Annotated in this window: 19 protein-coding genes; 9 read left to right on the forward strand and 10 right to left on the reverse strand. The window is 73.8% G+C overall.

Translation table 11 applies throughout. From position 1 onward, the window contains the following. Positions 1-10 precede the first annotated feature (10 nt). Complete coding sequence (locus tag ACN260_RS00645; protein WP_422754280.1) at positions 11-1,567, forward strand: serine/threonine-protein kinase; 1,557 nt, start codon at positions 11-13, stop codon at positions 1,565-1,567. Here the strand turns inward: ACN260_RS00645 and ACN260_RS00650 are convergent. After that, positions 1,554-1,880, reverse strand: a complete 327-nt coding sequence (locus ACN260_RS00650) for a hypothetical protein (RefSeq protein ID WP_422754281.1) — start codon at positions 1,878-1,880, stop codon at positions 1,554-1,556. The genes ACN260_RS00645 and ACN260_RS00650 overlap by 14 nt on opposite strands. A 218-nt stretch (positions 1,881-2,098) precedes the next feature. Here ACN260_RS00650 and ACN260_RS00655 point away from each other — a divergent pair, with 218 nt between their 5' ends. Together ACN260_RS00655 and ACN260_RS00660 are read left to right on the forward strand one after the other, a co-directional pair. Then, positions 2,099-3,040, forward strand: coding sequence for a transporter substrate-binding domain-containing protein (locus ACN260_RS00655; protein WP_422754282.1), 942 nt, complete (start codon positions 2,099-2,101; stop codon positions 3,038-3,040). Further along, positions 3,037-4,077 (forward strand): hypothetical protein, encoded by a 1,041-nt coding sequence (locus ACN260_RS00660; protein WP_422754283.1) that lies wholly within the window; start codon positions 3,037-3,039, stop codon positions 4,075-4,077. Before ACN260_RS00655 ends, ACN260_RS00660 begins: the two co-directional genes overlap by 4 nt. A gap of 8 nt (positions 4,078-4,085) precedes the next feature. On the opposite strand, the gene ACN260_RS00665 is transcribed toward ACN260_RS00660, so the two are convergent. The 7 genes from ACN260_RS00665 to ACN260_RS00695 form a co-directional block, all read right to left on the reverse strand. Beyond that, entirely contained in the window at positions 4,086-5,249 is a 1,164-nt protein-coding gene (locus ACN260_RS00665) for an acyl-CoA dehydrogenase family protein (RefSeq protein WP_422754284.1), read from the reverse strand. After that, positions 5,249-7,252 (reverse strand): biotin carboxylase N-terminal domain-containing protein, encoded by a 2,004-nt coding sequence (locus ACN260_RS00670; protein WP_422754285.1) that lies wholly within the window; start codon positions 7,250-7,252, stop codon positions 5,249-5,251. The genes ACN260_RS00665 and ACN260_RS00670 overlap by 1 nt, the downstream gene beginning before the upstream one ends. Before the next feature lie 23 nt (positions 7,253-7,275). Continuing rightward, complete coding sequence (locus ACN260_RS00675) at positions 7,276-8,877, reverse strand: acyl-CoA carboxylase subunit beta (protein ID WP_422754286.1); 1,602 nt, start codon at positions 8,875-8,877, stop codon at positions 7,276-7,278. Beyond that, entirely contained in the window at positions 8,874-10,070 is a 1,197-nt protein-coding gene (locus tag ACN260_RS00680) for an acyl-CoA dehydrogenase family protein (protein WP_422754287.1), read from the reverse strand. Before ACN260_RS00680 ends, ACN260_RS00675 begins: the two co-directional genes overlap by 4 nt. Continuing rightward, complete coding sequence (locus tag ACN260_RS00685; protein ID WP_422756577.1) at positions 10,067-11,704, reverse strand: acyclic terpene utilization AtuA family protein; 1,638 nt, start codon at positions 11,702-11,704, stop codon at positions 10,067-10,069. The genes ACN260_RS00680 and ACN260_RS00685 overlap by 4 nt, the downstream gene beginning before the upstream one ends. Positions 11,705-11,935: 231 nt before the next feature. Further along, positions 11,936-12,580: a TetR/AcrR family transcriptional regulator gene (locus ACN260_RS00690; RefSeq protein ID WP_422754288.1), complete on the reverse strand. Its 645-nt coding sequence runs from the start codon at positions 12,578-12,580 to the stop codon at positions 11,936-11,938. A gap of 322 nt (positions 12,581-12,902) precedes the next feature. After that, entirely contained in the window at positions 12,903-13,580 is a 678-nt protein-coding gene (locus tag ACN260_RS00695) for a Crp/Fnr family transcriptional regulator (protein ID WP_067306583.1), read from the reverse strand. Positions 13,581-13,800: 220 nt separating this feature from the next. On the opposite strand from ACN260_RS00695, the gene ACN260_RS00700 reads away from it, so the two are divergent. Genes ACN260_RS00700 through ACN260_RS00725 form a run of 6 tightly spaced genes read left to right on the forward strand, consistent with a single transcriptional unit; the run spans position 13,801 to position 19,134 of the window. Then, the gene (locus tag ACN260_RS00700; protein WP_422754289.1) at positions 13,801-14,466 is read left to right on the forward strand and encodes an adenosylcobinamide amidohydrolase; all 666 of its coding nucleotides are present in this window, start codon (positions 13,801-13,803) and stop codon (positions 14,464-14,466) included. 57 nt (positions 14,467-14,523) lie between these two features. Beyond that, on the forward strand, positions 14,524-15,681 hold the full coding sequence (locus ACN260_RS00705; RefSeq protein ID WP_422754290.1) for a CapA family protein: 1,158 nt from the start codon (positions 14,524-14,526) through the stop codon (positions 15,679-15,681). Positions 15,682-15,734: 53 nt separating this feature from the next. Then, complete coding sequence (gene nth, locus ACN260_RS00710; RefSeq protein WP_422754291.1) at positions 15,735-16,523, forward strand: endonuclease III; 789 nt, start codon at positions 15,735-15,737, stop codon at positions 16,521-16,523. Then, complete coding sequence (locus ACN260_RS00715; RefSeq protein WP_422754292.1) at positions 16,520-17,170, forward strand: TlpA family protein disulfide reductase; 651 nt, start codon at positions 16,520-16,522, stop codon at positions 17,168-17,170. The genes nth and ACN260_RS00715 overlap by 4 nt, the downstream gene beginning before the upstream one ends. Before the next feature lie 28 nt (positions 17,171-17,198). Continuing rightward, the gene (locus ACN260_RS00720) at positions 17,199-17,897 is read left to right on the forward strand and encodes an NUDIX hydrolase (protein WP_422754293.1); all 699 of its coding nucleotides are present in this window, start codon (positions 17,199-17,201) and stop codon (positions 17,895-17,897) included. 58 nt (positions 17,898-17,955) lie between these two features. Beyond that, entirely contained in the window at positions 17,956-19,134 is a 1,179-nt protein-coding gene (locus tag ACN260_RS00725; RefSeq protein WP_088643850.1) for a MarP family serine protease, read from the forward strand. Between the two features lie 68 nt (positions 19,135-19,202). Here the strand turns inward: ACN260_RS00725 and ACN260_RS00730 are convergent, their stop codons facing one another. Both ACN260_RS00730 and ACN260_RS00735 read right to left on the reverse strand, forming a co-directional pair. After that, positions 19,203-19,928, reverse strand: a complete 726-nt coding sequence (locus ACN260_RS00730) for a phosphatase PAP2 family protein (protein ID WP_422754294.1) — start codon at positions 19,926-19,928, stop codon at positions 19,203-19,205. Positions 19,929-19,957: 29 nt separating this feature from the next. Next, positions 19,958-20,746 (reverse strand): phosphatase PAP2 family protein, encoded by a 789-nt coding sequence (locus ACN260_RS00735; protein WP_422754295.1) that lies wholly within the window; start codon positions 20,744-20,746, stop codon positions 19,958-19,960. Positions 20,747-20,779 lie beyond the last annotated feature (33 nt).

Genomic DNA, 20,779 nt, shown 5'->3' on the forward strand with positions numbered 1-20,779 from the left:
TTTTCGAGCCGTGACCGAGACCCCGCCCGGCGCCCTCCGGCTGCCCAATGTGCCCGGTCTGACCGACTTGCAGGTCTTTGCCCGGGGCGGCTACGCCACCGTCTACCGGGCCACCCAGATCTCCGTCGGTCGGGAGGTCGCCGTCAAGGTGGAGAACCGCACCCTGGACAACGAACGCGACCAGGCCCGGTTCCTGCGGGAGGCGCGGGCGGCCGGGCGGATGTCCTCGCACCCGCACGTGGTCGACCTGTTCGACGTCGGGGTGACCGTCGACCAGCACCCCTACCTGATCATGGAGTTGTGCGACGGGTCGTACGCCGAACGGATGCGGACCTCGCCGCTCGACGCGTCCGAGACCCGAGACCTCGGCATCAAGATCGCCGATGCGCTGGCCCACTCGCACGCGGCCGGGGTGCTGCACCGTGACGTCAAGCCGGCCAACATCCTGCACTCGCACTTCAACTCGGCGGTGCTCGCCGACTTCGGGCTGGCCGTGCTGGCCGAGGCGCGGGACGCCTCGGTCACCCTGGAGGTGCTCACCCCGGCCTACGCCCCGCCGGAGATGTTCAACCACAGCCCGCCGTCACCGGCCGTCGACGTGTACGCCCTCTGCGCCACCCTCTACGCGGTGATGACCGGCCGCCCCCCACGCTGGCAGTCCGAGCGCAACCCGAGCCTGGTCACCGTGCTGGAGCTGTTCCACCAGCCGATCCCCGACCTGCCCGGGGTGCCCACCGAACTGGTCGACGTGCTGCGCGCCGGGATGTCCAACGACCCCGACGCCCGCCCCTCCGCCCTCGAACTGCGCGACCTGCTGACCGCGCTGCCCGTCGATCCGGCCCCCGCCCCGGTCAGCGGCGCCCCGGTGTCGGGCGGGCCGTCCGGGGGCACCGGCGGCGGGGGGCCGTACACCCTCGGGTGGACCACCAGCCAACCTGGACGGACCACCGGGCAGCCCGCCCCCCGCCCTCCGTCCCAGGACGACCACCCGACCGTGCCGCACGGCGCACGGCGGCGGCGGCGCTGGTTCTTCGGTGGGGCCGGGGTGCTCGCCCTGGCCGCCTCGGCGAGCGCCGGGGCATGGGTCGCCGGTGGCGCGCCGCCGCTGGCCGGGCCGACCGCCGCCCCGTCGACCGTCGGCTCGTCCAGTCCGGCCGCCCGCTGGGGTGCCCTGCCCGGCTGCGCCGCCGACGGCACCGCCGCGGTCCTGCCGCCCGGCGCCCGGTGCGCCCCCGTGCTGGAGTGCTTCGGCCCCGTCCGGCTGCGCGGCGACCGGGCCGAGGCCGCCCAGGTCTCCTGCGAGGGGCGGCACACCTGGGAGACGTACGTGGAGGGGCAGTTGCCGGCCGCACTGGCCGCCGCCGGGCACGCCGCGATCAGCGCCGACCCGACCGTCCGGTCGGTGTGTAACGCCCGGACGTTCCGGCTGACCAGCGGGATCGACTACGCCAACGGCTGGCGGCTCGAAGTGCTGCCGCCCGGCGAGAAGGATTTCGACCGCACCTACCGCTGTCTCGCCGGGCGGGGCGTGAACGCCCTGGTCGCCCCCACCCTCACTGGTCGCTGACCTCGCGCATCCGGTGCAGCCGGCTCAATACCGCCGCGCTGTCCAGCGCGTCGAGGGTGTCGGCGTCGAGGAACGAGCCCGGCTCCAGTTGCCCCGGCGGCGGCGTCGCGGGCGGTGTCTCCCGGTCGTCGCGTTCGCGCAGTGCGGCCAGCGCGGTGCCGGTCACCGTTGCGAAGAGGACACCGAGCAGCGCCAACCCCACCGTCATGATGCCGGCGGGATGCCGGATGACCAGCACCACCACCACCGCGGCGGTCGCCAGCGCCGCGACCACCGCCACGGTCCGCGCGTCCGGCCTCAGGAATCGCCTCACCCGCCAAGCATGACCTTTTCGGGCGTGCTGTCAAACCGTACGGCCCGGTGTGGTTGTCCGTTCTGCTGAGCGTGACGAACGTCGAGACGTCGTCGGGGTGGGTGGCCCGCCGTGGCCGGGGCTACGCCGGCCGTACCGTCGGCCGGGCGGTGCGACGGAGATGGACCGGAGCCGCTACCCTCGGTGTCCCCCAGGCTGTCCGTCAGCGAGGTGCGCCGATGAACCACATCTCCGCCCGACACCGGGTCCGATCGGTCACCACCACCCTGGCGGTGGCCCTGACCCTCACCCTGGCCGCCGCCGCCGGCTGCGAGAACCGCCGTGAGCCGTCGCTGCCCTCGGTCCGCGACAAGCTGCGCGAGTCGCACATCGACGGTCAGCCGAAGATCAAGATCGGGGTGGCCACCACCGAGCCGCTGATGGGCGAGCTGCGCAACGGCATGCACACCGGCTTCGACGTGGAGATCGCCCGCTACGTCGCCTCCTACCTCGGCTACGAGGGTGACCAACGCATCGAGTGGGTCTCGGTGACCACCGAGGACCGCATCCCCGCCCTCCAGGGTGGCGTGGTCGACCTGGTGTTCTCCAGCTTCTCCATCACCGAGGAGCGGGAGAAGCTGGTCAGCTTCGCCGGGCCGTACTTCGTCACCACCCAGGAGGTGATGGTGCCGACCCGGCTCAGGGACAAGATCCGCACCATCGAGGACCTCCGCGAACCGGCCTACAAGGTGTGCACCAGCGGCGGCTCCACCACCGAGGCCGAGCTGGCCAAGCACGACGTCAAGGCGCTGGTGGTCAAGGAGGTAGGCGACTGCGTCAAGGGCATCCGGGAGGGCCGCTACGACGCGGTCAGCTCCGACGAGACGATCCTCGCCGGGTTCCTCTCCCTCTACCCGACCGAGTTCGAGATCGTCGACATGCCCTTCGGCACCAGCGAACTCATCGGCGTCGGGGTGCCGATCGGTGATCCCGCCCTGCGTGACCTGGTGGCCTTCGCCCTCCAGAAGAGCTACCTGGCCGGTCGTAGCGGGATCAGCAGCCCGTGGCTCACCGCCTACAACAAGACCCTCGGGCCGTGGTTGAAGGCGGACAAGGCGCAGCCCCAGCCGTTGAACGTGCCGGAACTGGTCGACTTCGACGACAAGGCGCCGACCCGGTGACCGCCCCGGCCGTACCGCAGGATCTGGGCGCCACCACCGTTCCGGTGCGCGACGGCTGGGACCCGGCGGCGGAGCGGCGGGCGCGGGCCAGCCAGTCGTTCTGGACGGCCGTGGTCGGCGTGCCCGCGATCTTCTCCGTGCTGCGCCTCGGCGTCGAGGCGGGCGGCGAACTTCAGACCACGCTGCTGCTGGTGGCGAACGTCGGGCCGGTGAACCTGCTCGCCGGCTTCCTCACCACCGCCGCCCGGCTGCTCTCCACCGGCCTGGTAGCGGTCTTCGCGCTCGGCGCGGTGCTGCGGGTCAGCGTCGAACGGATGCCGCCGGCCATGCGTCGCCCCCTCTTCGTCCGCTGGGCGGACCTCACCCCGGCCTGGTTCGTGCTGGCCAGCTTCCTCACCGCCCTGGTCACCTGGCAACTGCTCTACCTGCCGCTGCTGCTGCCGGCGTTCGTCGCCGCCTTCCAGCTCACGCCGGCCCGCCTGCACGAGCACGTCGTGCCCCGGACGCTGATCGTGGTGGCGCTGCTCGGCGGCTACGGGTGGCTGCTCGCCCCCACCCTGGTCGACGCGTGGCAGCAACGGGAACTGCTCGTCCTGGCGCTGCTCGTCGCCCCGCCGCTGCTCGCCCTCGCGGTGACCGGCCCGCTGCCCGGGGCGGTGATCCGGCCGCTCGCGTCGGTCACCGAGGCGGCGGTGCTGGCCATGCTGGTCTGGGCGGCGCTGCCGGTGATCACCACCCCGGTGCTGCCGCTCACCGTGACCACTGTGGAGTCGGGCCCCGGCGTCACCGAGGACGTCCGGGGGCACGTCGTCACCGTGGACGACGTCAACATGGTGCTGCTCCAGGAACGCGGCGGCGTCCGGTACGTGCCGGTGGACGACGTCCGCGCCCAGGTGCTCTGCCCCAGCGAGGAGGAGCTGCCCCGGCACCGGCTGCGCATCCGCGACTACCACGTCGAGGACTCGCTGCTGGAGGGGCTGGGCCGGCGGGTGCGCCCGGTGCACCGTACCGACGCGGCCTGCCGCGCCCTGCGCTGACCGGAGGATCAGTAGGACTTCTCCTGGCCCAGCACGTGCTGGGCGACGAAGTTGAGGATCATCTCCCGGCTGACCGGGGCGATCCGACCGGCCCGCACCGCCCCGAGCAGCGTCGCCACGCCGTACTCGGTGGTCATGCCGGCCCCGCCGAGGGCCTGCACGGCGGTGTCCACGGCCAGCGCGGCGGCCTCCCCGGCCGCGTACTTGGCCATGTTGCCGGCCACGCCGGCCTCCAGGTCGCGGCCCGCGTCGTACAGGGTGGCCGCCTTGTGGATCATCAGTCGGGCGAGTTCCACCTGCACCGCCGCGTGCGCCAACGGATGCGCCACACCCTGGTGCGCGCCGATGCTCCGCCCACCCCAGACCCTACGGGTGGCGGTGTAGTCGGTGGCCCGCTCGATGGCGTACCGGCCGGTGCCGACACCCATCGCGGCGACCGTGATCCGCTCCGGGTTCAGCCCGGCGAACAGCGCCGGCAGGCCGGCGTCCAGCGACCCGCCGACCAGCGCGTCGGCGGGCAGCCGGACGTCGTCCAGGTAGAGCAGGAACTGGTTCTCCGGGGAGACGATCTCCATGTCCAGTTTGGACCGGGTCAACCCCGCCGCGTCGGTCGGCACCAGGAACAGCGCGGGCTTGAGCTTGCCGGTCGCCGAGTCCTCGGTACGGGCCACCACCAGCACGTACTGCGCCTCGTCCACGCCGGAGATGTAGCACTTGCGGCCGGAGAGCAGCCAGTCGTCGCCGTCGCGGCGGGCCACCGTGCCGAGCCGGTGAAAGTTCGACCCGGCCTCCGGTTCGGTGATCGCGAAGACCACCTTCAGCGAGCCGTCGGCGAACCCGGGCAGGAACCGCTTGCGCTGCTCCTCGGTGCCGTGCTTGTGAATCACCGTGGCGGCGATGGCCGGCGACACCACCAGCAGCAGCAGCGGGCAGCCGGCGGCGGCCAGCTCCTCGCAGACGATGGCCAGCTCGGTGAGGCCGCCACCGCCGCCGCCGTACTCGGTGGGGACGTTCACGCCCAGGTAGCCGAGCCGACCGGCCTCGTCCCACAGTTCGGTGGTGTGCCCGCCGGATTTCGCCTTCCCGACGAAGTAGGAGTGGCCGTACCGGCGGCCCAACGCGCGGACGGCGTCGCGGAGCTGATCCTGCTCGGGGGTGAGGTCGAAGTTCATCAGGGTGCCTCCTCGGGGTTGACCACGGCCAGCACCGCACCCGTCTCGACCTGCCCACCGGCGGGCACCGGCAGGTCGGCGACCACGCCGTCGGTCGGGGCGAGCACGGGATGTTCCAGCTTCATCGCCTCCAGGGTCAGCAGCAGCTCGCCGGCGGCGACCCGCTGACCGGCCCCGACGTGCACCCGGGTCACCGTGCCGGGCAGCGGCGCGAGCAGCGACCCGACCGCCAGCGCCGCGCGGGGCAGCGGGAACCGGGGCAGCTCGGTCAGCTCCGCCGCGCCGTCCGGGCCGTCCACGAAGACCGCCGACCCCGCCCGGTGTACGCGCAACACCCGCCGCACCCCGGCCACGTCGAGCAGCACCCGGTCCGGGGCCGCCGACACCAGCGCCACCAACGGCGGGGCGTCCGGTGTGTCGGCCGTCGTCGGGTCGGTGCCGGTCGGGTCGGTGGACCAGTAGGCGAGCGCGCCGGACCGGTCCAGCCGGTAGCGGACCTCGATCTCGTCCCCGGTCGTCGTGGCGTACCTGACGACCTGGGGGACGGCCGGCACGTTGCGCCAGCCGGAGGGGAGACCGGCGAGCACCGGGGCGGCGGCCCGGCGTGCGGCGGCCCCGGCGAGCGCGGCGGCCAGCGCGGCCACCGGGAGCAGGTCGGCCGGCAGCAGCGGCGCGAAGACCTCGGGGTGCGCGTCCAGGAACCCGGTGTCCACCTGCGCCGCGCCGAACTCCGCGCTGCGCAGCACCCGGACCAGCAGGTCCCGGTTGGTGGCCACCCCGTGCAGCTCGGCGCGGGCCAGCGCCCCGGCGAGCGACCGGGCCGCCTCGGCCCGGGTCGGCGCCCAGGCGACCAGCTTGGCGAGCATCGAGTCGTAGTGCACGCCCACCGTCGACCCGGTGGTCACCCCCGAGTCGAGCCGCAGGCCCCGGGTCGGGGTGAACGCGCCGGCCACCCCGGGCACCGCGAACCGGTGCAGCGTGCCGGTCGCCGGCCGGAACCCCTGCGTCGGGTCCTCCGCGCACAGCCGTACCTCGATGGCGTGGCCGTCGGCCGGCGGGGTCGCCGGCACCGGCAACGCACCGCCCTCGGCGACCAGCAGTTGCAGCCGGACCAGGTCCAGCCCGGTGACCGCCTCGGTGACCGGGTGCTCCACCTGGAGCCGGGTGTTCATCTCGAGGAAGAAGAACTCGCCCGTCGGGGCGAGCAGGAACTCCACCGTCCCCGCCCCGACGTATTCGACCGCCCGCCCGGCGGCGACCGCCGCCGCGTGCAGCCGCTCCCGCACCCCGTCGGGCAGCACCGCCGGGGCCTCCTCGACGATCTTCTGGTGCCGCCGCTGGATCGAGCAGTCCCGCTCGCCGAGCGCCACGACCGTACCGTGGGTGTCGCCGAAGATCTGCACCTCGACGTGCCGGCCGCGTTCGACGTACCGCTCGACGAAGACCGTGCCGTCGCCGAACGCGGCGGCGGCCTCGCGGCGTGCCGAGTCGACGGCCGTCGGCAGGTCGTCCGGGTCGCGGACGATGCGCATCCCCCGGCCGCCGCCCCCGGCGGACGCCTTGACCAGCACCGGGAAGTCGGTGACCGCGTCGCCGTCGGTCCAGGTGGGCAGCATCGGCACCCCCGCTCCGGCCAGCAGCTCCTTCGCGGCGATCTTGTCGCCCATCGCCGCGATCGCCCAGGCCGGCGGACCGACCCAGGTCAGGCCCGCGTCGGTCACCGCCGCCGCGAACCCGGCGTGCTCGGCGAGGAACCCGTAACCCGGGTGGACGGCGTCCGCGCCGGTGCGCCGGGCCGCGTCCAGGATCAGGTCGACCCGCAGGTACGTCTCGACTGGCGTGTTCCCCGGCAGCCGGACCGCCTCGTCGGCCTCGGCCACGTACGGCGCGTCGGCGTCCGCGTCGGAGTGCACGGCGACCGTCGCCACGCCCAGTGCCCGGCAGGTGGCGAAGACCCGTCGGGCGATCTCCCCCCGGTTGGCCACCAGCAGTTTCCGAATCACGAGCCCCTGCCTTTCGTTGGTGGCTACATCCGGAAGACGCCGAAGCCGTCGGCGCCCTTCACCGGTGCGTTGTGGATCGCCGACAGGCAGAGCCCGAGGACGGTACGGGTGTCCCGGGGGTCGATCACCCCGTCGTCGTAGAGCCGGCCGGACAGGAACAGCGCCCCCGACTGCGACTCGATCTGCTGCTCGACCATCATCCGCATCGCCGCGTCGGAGTCCTCGTCGTAGTCCCGACCCCGGGCGGCGGCGGCCTGCCGGGCGACGATCGACAGCACCCCGGCCAACTGCGCCGGACCCATCACCGCCGACTTCGCGTTCGGCCAGGTGAACAGGAACCTCGGCTCGTACGCCCGGCCGCACATGCCGTAGTTGCCGGCACCGTACGAGGCACCCAGGTTGACCGTCAGGTGCGGCACGGTCGAGTTCGCCACCGCGTTGATCATCAGGGCGCCGTGCTTGATGATGCCGCGCTGCTCGTACTCGGTGCCGACCATGTAGCCGGTGGTGTTCTGGAGGAAGACCAGCGGGGTGTCGGCGGCGTTGGCGAGCTGGATGAACTGGGCCGCCTTCTGCGCCTCCGCGCTGAACAGCACCCCCCGCGCGTTCGCCAGCACCCCCACCGGGTAGCCGTGCAGCTCACCCCAGCCGGTGACCAGCGCGGTGCCGTACGCCGGCTTGAACTCGTCGAACTCGCTGCCGTCGAGGATCCGGGCCAGCACCTCACGCGGGTCGAACGGCACCTTCAGGTCGGCGCTGACGATGCCCAGCAGCTCCTCCGGGTCGTACCGGGGCGGACGCGGGGCCGGGTCGCGCGGCGGTGGACCCTGCTTGCGCCAGTTGAACCGGCGTACGCAGCGCCGGGCCAGCCGGATGCCGTCCCGCTCGTCCTCGGCGAGCTGGTCGGCGAGGCCGGACGTGCCGGCGTGCATCGCCGCGCCGCCGAGCGACTCGTCGTCGGTGACCTCGCCGGTGGCCATCTTCACCAGCGGCGGCCCGGCCAGGTAGACCTGCGACCGGTCCCGGATCATGATCACGTGGTCGGACATCCCCGGCACGTACGCGCCCCCGGCGGTGGCGTTGCCGAAGACCACGCTGACCGTGGGGATCCCGGCGGCGGAGAGCCGGGTCAGGTCACGGAACACCCGGCCGCCCGGAATGAAGATCTCCGCCTGGGTGGGCAGGTCCGCCCCGGCGCTCTCCACCAGGTTCACCATCGGCAGCCGGTTCGCCAGGGCGATCTCGCCGGCCCGCCGGGTCTTCGCCAGCGACCACGGGTTCACCGCGCCGCCGCGTACCGTCGGATCGTTGGCGACGACCAGGCACTCGACACCCTCGACCACGCCGATGCCGGTGACCACGCTCGCCCCGACCGGGAAGTCGGTGCCGTACGCGGCGACCGGCGACAACTCCAGGAACGGGCTGTCCCGGTCCAGCAGCAGCTCGATCCGCTCCCGGGGCAGCAGCCTGCCGCGCCCGTGGTGCCGGGCCACGTACTTCTCGCCGCCGCCGGCCCGCGCCCGGTCGAGCGCGGCGTCCAGCTCGGCGAGCCGCTCCCGCAACGCCTCCCGGTTGGCCACGAAGGCCGGCGCGGCCGGATCGACCGCACTCTCCAACATGGTCATAGGCCCAGACCCTTCGCGATGATCTCGTTCATGATCTCGGTGGTGCCGCCGCCGATGCCGAGGATGCGGGCGTCCCGGTAGTGCCGCTCCACCTCGGCGTCGCGCAGGTAGCCGAAGCCGCCGTGCAGTTGCAGCGCCGCGTCGACCACCTGGTCGCAGGCGGCCACCGCGACGTTCTTCGCCATCGCCACCTCGGTCACCACCGGCTCGCCCGCCGCCACCCGGGCGGCCACCTGGTGCACGTACGCGCGGGCCGCCTCGGCGCGGGTGTGCATCTCGGCGAGCCGGTGCCGGACCAGTTGCCGGCTGGCCAGCGGACGGCCGAACGTGGACCGGTCCCGGCACCAGCGGATCGAAAGGTCCACGCAGCGCTGCGCGGTCGCGTACGCCTGGGTGGCCAGGGAGAGCCGCTCGGTGGCGAAGTTCTGCATGACCGCCAGGAAGCCGGTGTCCTCCTCGCCGATCCGGTTGCCCACCGGCACCCGCACGTCCACGAAGGACAGCTCGGCGGTGTCCGAGCAGTGCCAGCCGAGCTTGTCCAGCTTCCGGCCGACGGTGAACCCGGGGGTGCCCTTGTCGATCACCAGCAGGTGCAGCGACCCGCTGCCGGGGAAGTCGCCACAGACCGCCGTGGTGACGAAGTCGGCGCGTACCCCGCTGGTCACGTACGTCTTCGACCCGTTGACCAGGTAGTGGTCGCCGTCGCGGCGGGCGGTGGTGCGGATCGAGGCGACGTCGGAGCCGCCGTCCGGTTCGGTGACCGCCAGCGCGCCGATCAGCTCGCCCGCCAGCGTCGGCCGGACGTACCTGGTGACCAGCGGGTCGTCGGCGGCCGACGGGCGGGCGGCGAGCCGGCCGCCGAGCGTGCCGCCGGTCCGCCCGCCGGCCGCCGCGACGATGTGCGGCAGCGCGATACCGTGCGTGAACAGCGCCGCGACCAGCCCGGACGAGCCGCCGGAGCGGATGATCTCCTCGGTGACCACGATCGAGTCGAGCAGGTCGCCGCCGCTGCCGCCGACCGACTCGGGGAAGCCGATGCCGAGCAGGCCGAGCTTCGCGGCGGTGACGTGCAGCGTGCGGGGGACCTCGCCGGCCCGCTCCCAGTCGGCCAGGTGCGGCAGCACCTCCCGGGTCACGAAGGCCCGGGTCAACTCCCGTAACTGTCGCCGCTCCGGGGTGTCCACGATGGTCACCGGTCCGCCTCCATGGCTGCGGGCGGTCCGGCGGTGAGGGTGGCGGGCAGGTCGACGGTGCGGGAGCGGAGCAGCTCGCCGAGCGCCTTGGCCTGCGGGTCGAACCGGGTGGAGGCGGCCACCCCCGGCCCGAGCAGGCCCCGGATGACGAAGTTGACCGCCCGCAGGTTCGGCAGCTCGTACCGCTCGACGGTCGACGCGGCCGTCTCCGGCAGCAGCCCGGCCAGCCGCTCGACGGTCAGCCACCCGCGCAGCCACTCCCAGGTCGCGTCGGTACGCGCCCAGACGCCGAGGTTGGCGTCGCCACCCTTGTCACCCGACCGCGCCCCGACCAGCTCACCGAGCGGCCCCCGCCGGGTCGGCCCGGCGGCAGGGGTCGGGCCCACCGGGCAGGGCGTCGGTCCGGCCACGGCCGGTGCCACCGTCAGCGGCGGGGGGACCGGCAGCCGGGTGCCGTCCGGCAGGACGGCCACGTGCGGCACGTCGGCCTGCGGCACCGCGTCGGCGGTGAAGACCCCGTACGGGGTGGCGTCGCCGGGCAGGGTGGTCAGCGTGCACCCGGGATAGGAGGCGAGGGCCAGTTCCACCGCCGCCGCCGAGAACGCCCGCCCGGCCCGCGCCCGGTCACCGTCGCGCAGGTGTACGTGCAGCAGCGCGCTCGCCGTCTCGGTGTCGGCCGCGTCGACGTGGTCGGTACGGGCCAGCGTGAACTCCAGCCCGTCGGCGCCGACCGCCGCCTCGATCTGCCCCCGGACCAGGGCGGCCTTGGCCGGGATGTCCAACCCGCAGAGCACGAACGTCATCGCGTTGCGGAACCCGCCCAGGTTGTTGACGCCCACCTTGAGGGTGGCCGGCGGTGGGGTGCCCCGGACCCCGTCCACCCGGACCCGGTCCGGCCCGTCGGGGTGCAGCCGTACCGTGTCCAGCCGGGTCACCACGTCCGGGCCGAGGTAGTCGGGGCCGTCCACCTCGTACAACAGTTGGGCGGTGACCGTCTCGACGGTGACCGCGCCGCCGGTGCCGGGGTGCTTGGTGAGCACCGACGAGCCGTCCGGGTGGATCTCGGCGATCGGGAAGCCGGGCCGGTGCCCGCCGTCAGGCAGCTCGGTGAAGAAGCTGAAGTTGCCCCCGGTGACCTGCGCCCCGCACTCGATCAGGTGCCCGGCGACGGTCGCCCCGGCCAGCGCGTCCAGGTCGTCACGTCCCCAGCCGAACCGGGCGATGGCCGGCCCGACCGCCAGCGAGGCGTCGGTGACCCGGCCGGTGACCACCACGTCAGCCCCGGCGTCGAGGCAGGCGGCGATGCCGAACGCGCCGAGGTAGGCGTTGGCGGTGAGTGCGTCCGGCCGGGCCAGGGCGTCACCCTCGACGTGGGCGACCCGGACGGCGAGGCCGAGCCGGTCGGCGAGCGTGCCGATCGCGGCGGCCAGCCCGGCCGGGTTCAACCCGCCCGCGTTGGTGACGATGCGTACCCCCCGGTCGAGGGCGGTGCCGAGACACCCTTCGAGCTGGCGCAGGAACGTCTTCGCATAGCCGAGCCCGGGGTCGCGCAGCCGGTCCCGGCCGAGGATCAGCATGGTCAGCTCGGCCAGGTAGTCGCCGGTCAGCACGTCCAGCTCACCGCCGTCGAGCATCTCCCGCCAGGCGGTGGACCGGTCGCCGTAGAAGCCGGAGGCGTTGCCGACCCGCAGCACCCCGGTCACCGGACGGCCGTCCCGGCTGCGCGGGCGCGGATCGTCCGGCCGGGGGCCGTGTCCACCCCGGCGGGCGGTGTGACGGGCCGGTCGGACCCGTCGGTCGGGTCGACGGGCGGTGCGGTCGGGTCGACCATGGTGCCTCCGGGCGGGTGGGCCGGTGAGTACCGGTCAGGTCGGGTCGGCGTCGTGGTGCTGGTCCGGTGCCGCCCCGGGGGCGAGCAGGGCGGCGAGCTGGTGTTTCCAGGTGCGCAGCAGCGCGGTGCGCCGGGTCGAGTCGTCGTTGAGCAGGTTGGCCACGCCGAGCCCGCGCAGCAGGTCGAGGGTGGCCTGCACGGCCTCGCGGACGCCGGGGCGGCGCTCGTCCACGTCGAGCAGCGCCACGGTGAGCCGGTGCATCTCCCGACCGACCCGCGCCTCCAGCGGCACCAGCGCGTCGCGCAGTTCCGGGTCGGTGCGGGCGGCCACCCACAGCTCCAGCGCGGCGACGAAGAGCGGCCCGGTGAAGGCGACGCCGAGCAGGTCGACCACCCGGTCGAGGCGCTGCGGCCCGACCGGCAGCGCCTCGGCCTCGACGCGTAGCTCCTCGGCGCGTAGCTCGGCGAGGTGGGCGACGGCGGCGGTGACCAGGGCCGCCTTGGTGGGGTAGTGGTGCAGTTGGGCACCCCGGGAGACACCGGCGTGGGCGGCTACCACGGTCGTGGTGGTGCCCGACCAGCCGTACCGCACCAGGCAGTCGACCGTCGCCTCCAGCAGCCGGGCCCGGGTGGCGCGGCTGCGTTCCTGCTGCGGGACGCGGGTCGACGGGGTGGACACGGGAACAGCGTGCCGCCGTCGAAACAAACAGTCAAGCCTGACTTTTTTATGCCCCCGGTTCGCGCTGCCGGCGCTCGCCGGGTCACCCCCCCCGATCGCCTTGGTCACCTCGCACGGATCGTGGAGAGTTCTTGTCGCCCAGGCGACAAGAACTCTCCACGGTCCGGTCGGCGCGCCGACCGGACCGCCGATGACGGCCGGTCAGGCCGGACAGGTCAGGGCGGTCCACCGCCAGGGTGGTGGGGCTGCACCGGCCGGAATGCCGACGAGCCAGGGCCACCGGTAGAGGCGGCCCTGGCTCGGGGTGCGTACGCGGTGCCGGTCAGACCCGGGCGCGGCGGGCGAGACGCTCCGGGTCGAGGATGATGATGCTCTTGCCGTCCAGCCGCAGCCAGCCCCGCGAGGCGAAGTCGGCGAGCGCCTTGTTGACGGTCTCCCGGGAGGCGCCGACGAGCTGGGCGATCTCCTCCTGGGTCAGGTCGTGGGTCACCCGCAGCACACCGCCGTCGCGGGTGCCGAACCGACCGGCCATCTGGAGCAGGTTCTTGGCGACCCGGCCCGGCACGTCGGTGAAGATCAGGTCGGCCAGCGAGTCGTTCGTCCGGCGCAGCCTGCGGGCGAGCACCCGCAGCAGCTGCTCGGCGATCTCGGGCCGGTTGTTCAGCCAGGGCCGCAGCGCCTGCTTGCGCAGCCGGACCAGGCGGGTGTCGGTGACCGCGGTGGCGGTGGCCGTACGCGGGCCGGGGTCGAAGAGCGACAGCTCACCGACCATGTCCGACGGGCCCATCACCGCGATCAGGTTCTGCCGGCCGTCGGCTGCCCGCCGCCCGACCTTGATCTTGCCTGACAGGAGGATGTAGAGACTGTCGCCGGGCTCGCCCTCGTTGAACACGATCTCGCCCTTACGGACGTCGATCGTCTCCATCTCCTTGGCGAGCGCCTCGGCAGCCTCCGGGTCGACACCCTGGAAGATCCCGCTGCGGGCCAGTACCTCGTCCATCGCGCACCTCCGGTTGCGCGTTGCCGTCCCTCGGCCGGGTCCGCCGTCCGCTGATCCCTCGCGCGCCGCCAAGTCTAGGCGCACGTGAGGACGAATCAGAGCTGCACCCCTGGAATCTTGATCGTTGGGCGTAACCTCACCGACCCGATCGGGCACTATGATCGTCCGCCCGAACCACCTGGTCACCGGGGTCGGCCACCGCCGGTCGTAGGGTGTCGGGGTGCTGAGCGACCCGGTGCTGACCCACCGCCTGGAGGACGGGTGGGACATTCCGGTGCTCGTGTGGCGGGCCGGCGCCCCGCTGCGGGCGGTCAGCTCCGGCCCGCTCGGTGGCGGCGTCGGCACCCGCAACTGGGTGGTCAACGCGACCGTGCCGATGTCGTACCACCGGGACGACCCGGCGGCCCACCTGGCCGCGCTCGCCCACCGGTTCGACCTCGACGGACCCGGGGTCGGCCTGCTCACCGGCGTCGACGTCGCCGAGGTGGTGACCCGGACCGACACCGGGGTCCGCGCCTGGGCCACCGTCGGCCTCGGCACCCCCCTGTGGGCCGCCGCCCCCGACCCCGCCCACGCCCCGGCGCAGCGGGTGGGCACGGTCAACATCGTGGTGTACGTCCCGACGGCGCTCGGCGACGCGGCGCTGGTGAACGCCGTCGCCACCGCCACCGAGGCGAAGTGCCAGGCGATCGGGGAACTCGGCCTGCCGGGCACCGGCACGCCCACCGACGCGGTCACCGTGCTCTGCCCGACGGGCGACCCGGCCGAGTCCTACGGCGGACCCCGGTCGACCTGGGGCGCGCCGCTCGCCCGTGCAGTCCACGCCGCCGTCCGGGCCGGCGGCGCGGTGCCCTGCGTCCCGTGGTCGCAGCGGCGGACGGGCTGAACTTCCGTCCGATCGGCCCGTCGTCGGTCGATTGGCCACCCGGTAGCGTCGCGGGCGATGTACTCTGCCGCCTTCCTCCAGCCCCGTCCCCGCCGCCGCACCGCGCTCGCCTGCGGCGCGCTGCTCACCGTGCTCCTCGCCGGCTGTGGCCAGTCGTCCGACAGCCCGGACCCGGTCTGGCGACCGGGCGGCGGCGGTGGCGCCACCGGATCCCCGGTGCCGACCACCGGGGGGACCGGCAAGACCGAGGCGATCACCCTGTCGGCGACCGGGGACATCGTCATGGGGATGGCCCCGTCCCGGCTGCCCGCCAACGGCGGCAAGGGCTTCTTCGACGAGGTCAAGGGCGCGCTCAAGGCCGACCTGGTGATGGGCAACCTGGAGGAGCCGCTCACCACCGACACCGGCACCGGCAAGTGCGGCGCGAACTCCAGCAACTGCTACCAGTTCCGCGTCCCGCCGGAGTACGCGGGCCACCTCAAGGACGCCGGGTTCCAACTACTCAACCAGGCCAACAACCACGGCTACGACTTCGGCCCGCAGGGCTACGACAACACCCAGCAGGCGCTGGAGAAGCACGGACTCAAGCACACCGGCGCGCCCGACCAGATCACCGTGGTCGAGGTCGGGGGGGTGAAGGTCGCGGTGGCCGGCTTCTCGTCGTACCCGTGGTCCAACAGCCTGGTCGACATCGACGCCGCCAAGGGGGTCGTCGAGAAGGCCGCCACCATGGCCGACCTGGTCGTGGTGCAGGTGCACATGGGGGCCGAGGGGTCGGACAAGACCCGGGTCCGCCCCGGCACCGAGATGTTCCTCGGCGAGAACCGGGGCGACCCGGTGAAGTTCTCCCACGCCATGATCGACGCCGGGGCCGACCTGATCGTCGGGCACGGCCCGCACGTGCTGCGCGGGATGGAGTTCTACCAGGGGCGGCTGATCGCGTACAGCCTGGGCAACTTCGCCGGGGGCGCCCGGTCGCTCAACCCGACCGGCCGGCTCGGCTGGGGCGGGGTGCTGAAGGTGTCGCTCAAGCCCGACGGCAGCTTCGCCGATGGCTCGTTCACCTCCACCAGGATGAGTTCGGTGGGCAAGCCGGGGATGGACCCCGCCGGGCAGGGGCTCGGCCTGGTCAAGCAGCTCAGCACCAACGACTTCCCGCGTACCGCCGCCCGGTTCGACACCAAGGGGAAGATCAGCCCGCCCGACGCCGACTGACCCCGGGGGCGTGCTCCGGCGGCCCGTCGGGGCGGCGACGTAGGCTGGCCGGCGTGACCATCAGCTCTCCCGGCCGGGTCGAGACGGATCTCGGCCGCACCCGGCGTGCCCGGCGGATCGGCCGGGCGCTGACCGAGGCACACCCGGACGCCCACTGCGAACTGGACCACACCACCGCGTTGGAGCTGGCCGTCGCCACGATCCTCTCCGCGCAGTGCACCGACAAGAAGGTCAACGAGGTCACCCCGAAGCTGTTCGCCCGCTACCCCACGGCCGCCGACTACGCCGGGGCCGACCGGGGCGAGCTGGAGGAGCTGATCCGGCCGACCGGGTTCTACCGCAACAAGACCGACTCGCTGATCAAGCTGGGCCAGGCCCTGACCGAGCGGTACGACGGCCGGGTCCCCGGCCGGCTGGCCGACCTGGTGACGCTGCCCGGGATCGGCCGCAAGACGGCCAACGTCATCCTCGGCAACGCCTTCGACGTCCCGGGGATCACCGTCGACACCCACTTCCAGCGGCTGGTGCAGCGGTGGGGGCTGACCATCCAGACCGACCCGGTCAAGATCGAACACGAGATCGGGGCGATGTTCCCGAAGCGGGAGTGGACCATGCTCTCCCACCGGATCATCTTCCACGGCCGGCGGGTCTGCCACGCCCGCAAGCCCGCCTGCGGGGCGTGCACCCTCACCCGGCTCTGCCCGTCGTACGGGCTCGGGCCGACCGAGCCGGCCGCCGCCGCCAAGCTGCTCAAGGGCCCCCGCGCCCGGGACCTCGCGGTCGCCGCCGGGGTCGACCCGGAGCTGGTGCCCGCGCAGGCCGCCGCCGCGGAGGCACCGTGAAACCCCGGCTCGCCGCACTGCTCGTCCCGGTGCTGCTGGCGCTCGCCGGCTGCACCGCCACCACCGGCGGGGAGGGCCCCGCAGCCGGCCCCACCCGCGCCGCCCGCCCCTCGCCGTTCGCCGACTGCGCCACCCTGACCGGCCCGGCCGCCCCCACCGGGTCCGCCCGTGCCGGCGACGGCAGCGGTACGGCCGGCAGCCCGGCTGCGGCCGACGGCGGCGGCAGCCCACTGCCCGAACTGGTGCTCTCCTGCTTCACCGGCGGAGCCCCGGTGAAGCTGCGCGACATCCACGGCCCGGCCGTGATCAACGTGTGGGCCTCCTGGTGCCCGCCCTGCCGCCAGGAACTGCCGGCCTTCCAACGGCTCAGCGTCCGCGCCGCCGGCCAGCTCCAGGTGATCGGGGTGAACAGCCGGGACAGCCGGGACGGCGCACAGGCCATCGGCGAGGACTTCGGCATCCGCTTCCCGGTCCTGTTCGACCAGGGCGAGGCCCTGCAACGGGAGCTGCGCCGCACGGCGGTGCCGCTGACCCTGCTGGTGGACGCGCAGGGACGGATCAGGCACACCGACACCTCCGGCGCCCTCGACGACGCCCGCCTCGCCGACCTCGTCCGCCGGCACCTCGGCCTGGTGGTGCCCGCGTGAGGCCGACCGTCGGTGCCGGGTCGACCCGATGAACCGCCGTCCGCCGTCCTGGTTCGATCCGCTGCTGGGCCGGCTCGGCACCGCCCGGGCCGAGGACTTCACCCGGCTGACCACCCCCGAGCAGGGCGGCCGGGAGAGCGCGGTGCTGGTGCTGCTCGGCGAGGAGCCCGGCGTCGGTCCCGACGTGCTGGTCCTCCAGCGGGCCGCCACCCTGCGCAACCACGCCGGCCAGCCGGCCTTCCCCGGCGGCGCGGCCGACCCGGGGGACGCCGACGCGCGGGCCACCGCCCTGCGCGAGGCCAACGAGGAGGTCGACCTCGACCCGGCCAGCGTGACCGTCCTCGCCGAACTGCCGAGGCTCTGGATTCCGGTAAGCGAGTTCGTGGTCACCCCGGTGCTCGCCTGGTGGCACAGCCCGCACCCGGTGCACCCCCGGGAACCGGCCGAGGTGGCGCACGTCGCCCGGCTGCCCGTCGCCGAACTGGTCGACCCGGCCAACCGGATGCGGGTCCGCCACCCCAGCGGCTGGACCGGCCCGGCGTTCTCCGTCCGGGGGATGCTGGTCTGGGGCTTCACCGCCGGGGTGCTCGCCGCGCTGCTGGAGATGGCCGGGTGGGCCCGTCCGTGGCCCCGGTCGCGGGTGGTCGAACTGCCGCCGACCGGGGCCACCCCGGCCCCCTCCGCCGGCACCGACAAAGCCGACGAACTGGCCGGTCCGCTGACCTGACCGTTACGTTCCGCAGCCGCTGCGTCGTACCGGTGTCCGGTGCACGTACCCTTGACCGGTGTCGGCCGTGGATCTCGTTCTGCTCCTGCTCATGCTCGTGTTCGCGATCAGCGGATACCGTCAGGGCTTCGTCATCGGGGCGCTGTCGTTCTCCGGGTTCTTCCTGGGCGCGCTCATCGGCCTCCAGCTCGGGCCGATGCTGGCCCGCCAGTTCATCGACAGCGGGACGCGGGTGCTGGTCAGCCTGGTCGCCGTCTTCGGGCTCGCCGTCCTCGGCCAGGCGCTGGCCGGCTGGCTCGGCTCCCACCTGCGGCGCACGATCACCAACGACGTCGCCAAGCGGGCCGACGACATCGGCGGCGCGTTCGTCTCGATCCTCGCGGTGATGCTGGTGGCCTGGCTGGTCGCCGTGCCGCTGGGTTCCTCGTCGCTGCCCTGGCTGGCCGCCTCGGTCAAGAACAGCGCGTTGCTGACCGTGGTCGACCGGGTCCTGCCCGACCAGGCCCAGGAACTGTCCACGGCGCTGCGCGACACCGTCGACACCAACGGGTTCCCCGACGTCTTCAACGGGCTGGGGCGTACCTCGGCCCGACAGGTCGCCCCGCCGGACCCGGCGCTGGCCGGCTCGCAGGTGGTGGCGAACAGTCAGCGGGCGGTGGTGAAGGTGCTCGGGTCCGCGCCGAGCTGCTCGCGCCGGATCGAGGGTTCCGGCTTCGTCTACGCCGACGACCGGGTGATGACCAACGCGCACGTCGTCGCCGGCACCCGCTCCGTCGCCGTCGAACTGCGCGGCGAACGGTACGACGGCGTGGTCGTCGTCTACGACCCGGACCGCGACCTCGCCGTGCTGCACGTGCCGGGGCTGCCCGGTCCGTCCCTGCGCTTCGCCGCCGGGCAGGCCGGCAGCGGCGCGGACGCGATCGTGCTGGGCTTCCCGCTCGACGGCCCGTACGACGCCCGCCCGGCCCGTATCCGTGACGTCGACCGGATCGAGGGCCCGGACATCTACAACGCCAGCAAGGTCAACCGGGAGATCTACACCATCCGGGCGCTGGTGCGCAGCGGGAACTCCGGCGGGCCACTGGTCTCCTCCAACGGGCTGGTGCTCGGGGTGATCTTCGCGGCGGCGGCGGACGACCCGAACACCGGCTTCGCGGTGACCGCCGAGGAGGCCCGGCCGGTGGCGCTGGCCGGCGCGGAGCGTACCCGGGGAGTGGGCACCGGCGACTGCACCTGAGCCCCCGGACGTGCCCCGACCGGTCGGGGCCGGGGTGCCGTTTCACCGACGCGGCAGGGCCGGCGGGGTCAGCCGGCGGCCGGCGCGGTGGCCGGGGCGTCACCGCCGGCCGGGGTGAGGCCGGGCAGCTTGGCCCGACCCCAGGTCAGCGACCTGTCGAGCACCGCCCGTGCCATGATCGCCACGCAGGTGCCGCCGTTGACGAAGGACGCCACCACGTCGCTCGGGTGGTGCATCCCCCGGTACATCCGGGTCAGCGCCACCCCGACCGGGACCAGCACCAGCAACGTCCACCAGGTGACCTTGCCGGCGGTGCTCCGGGCCCGCAACGCCAGCAGCAGCGCGATGCCGACATACAGGGCGACCGCCGCCGAGGTGTGCCCGGACGGGAAACTCGACGTCGGCGGGGACACGTCCATGTGCTCCACCGCCGGCCGACGCCTGTCGATCGCCATCGTGGTGAGCAGGAAGACCAGCGCCTGGGCGGACACCGCCGCGCACAGGAACAGCGGCTCCCGCCAGCGGTGCAGCACCAGCCGGAGCACCAGCGCCACCAGCACGGTGACCACCACGATCAGCTGGGTGCTGGCCAGCGTGCTGAACACCAGCGAGACGTCGTTCCACCCGGCCGTCCGGTCGGCCGCCAGCTCGCGGTTGACCGCGTCCTCCACGGTTAACGGCCAGACGTCGTCGAGGACCCGGGTCACCAGCAGCCCGAGCAGGACCATGAACGAGAGCAGCAGGGTCACCGGAAGGAGCACCCGCTTGGCGACCTGCGCAGCGATGGCGGACATGGCCGCCCAGTACCCGGACCGCAGGGTCGCTACGCGTGCGGGTCGGTCTGCTCCGGCGCGACCCCGTCGACCGTGGCCCGGCCGCCCGGCAACCCGACCCGCTCCCGCCAGGTACGGAACCCCGCTGCGGTGGCCGCCACCACCGCCACCCCCAGCAGACAGCCGCCGAGCACGTCGCTGACCCAGTGCACGCCCAACGCCACCCGACTCAGGCAGGTCACCCCGACCAGCAGCACGGCAATCGTCCACAGCGCCACCCGCGCCGCCGGACGGCCCCGGGTGAACGGCAGGAACACCAGCAGCAGCACCCCCGCTGCGAGGGTGGCGTTCAGCGCGTGCCCGGACGGGAAGGAGTACCCGGCGGCCCGCGCCACCGGCTCGAGCAGCTCCGGGCGGTCCCGGCCGACGAGCAGCTTCAACACCGCCCCCAGCGCCCCGCCGACGACCATCGTGGTGACCACCCAGAGCGCCAGCCGGCGGGCCCCGCGACGCCACAGCCCCACCACCACGACCAGCGCGGCCACCCGCAGCGGCCCCGGTGAGGCCAGGTGCGTCCACGCCGTCATCACCCGCACCCACAGCGGATGGTCGGCGGCGAACCGGTGCAGGGCGTCGGTGACCGCCGCGTCCAGGTCGTGCAACGGCGGCCAGGCCCCGACCACCAGCACCGCCAGCAGCGCGAACGGCACCAGCACCAGGAACGCCGCCACCGACGCCAGGGTCAGCCGCAACCCGAGCGAATGGTCCCGGTCCAGGCGGCGGTCCCGCCAGGACCGGGCCGACGGCGATACGGAGGTACGCGGACCGGAGGAACTCATGCGACCTGCTCTACCCACCCGGACCCGAGATCA

Origin of the sequence: Micromonospora sp. WMMD708 (assembly GCF_049315245.1) — a bacterium.
In the GTDB taxonomy this organism is placed as follows: Bacteria; Actinomycetota; Actinomycetes; order Mycobacteriales; family Micromonosporaceae; genus Micromonospora; species Micromonospora wenchangensis.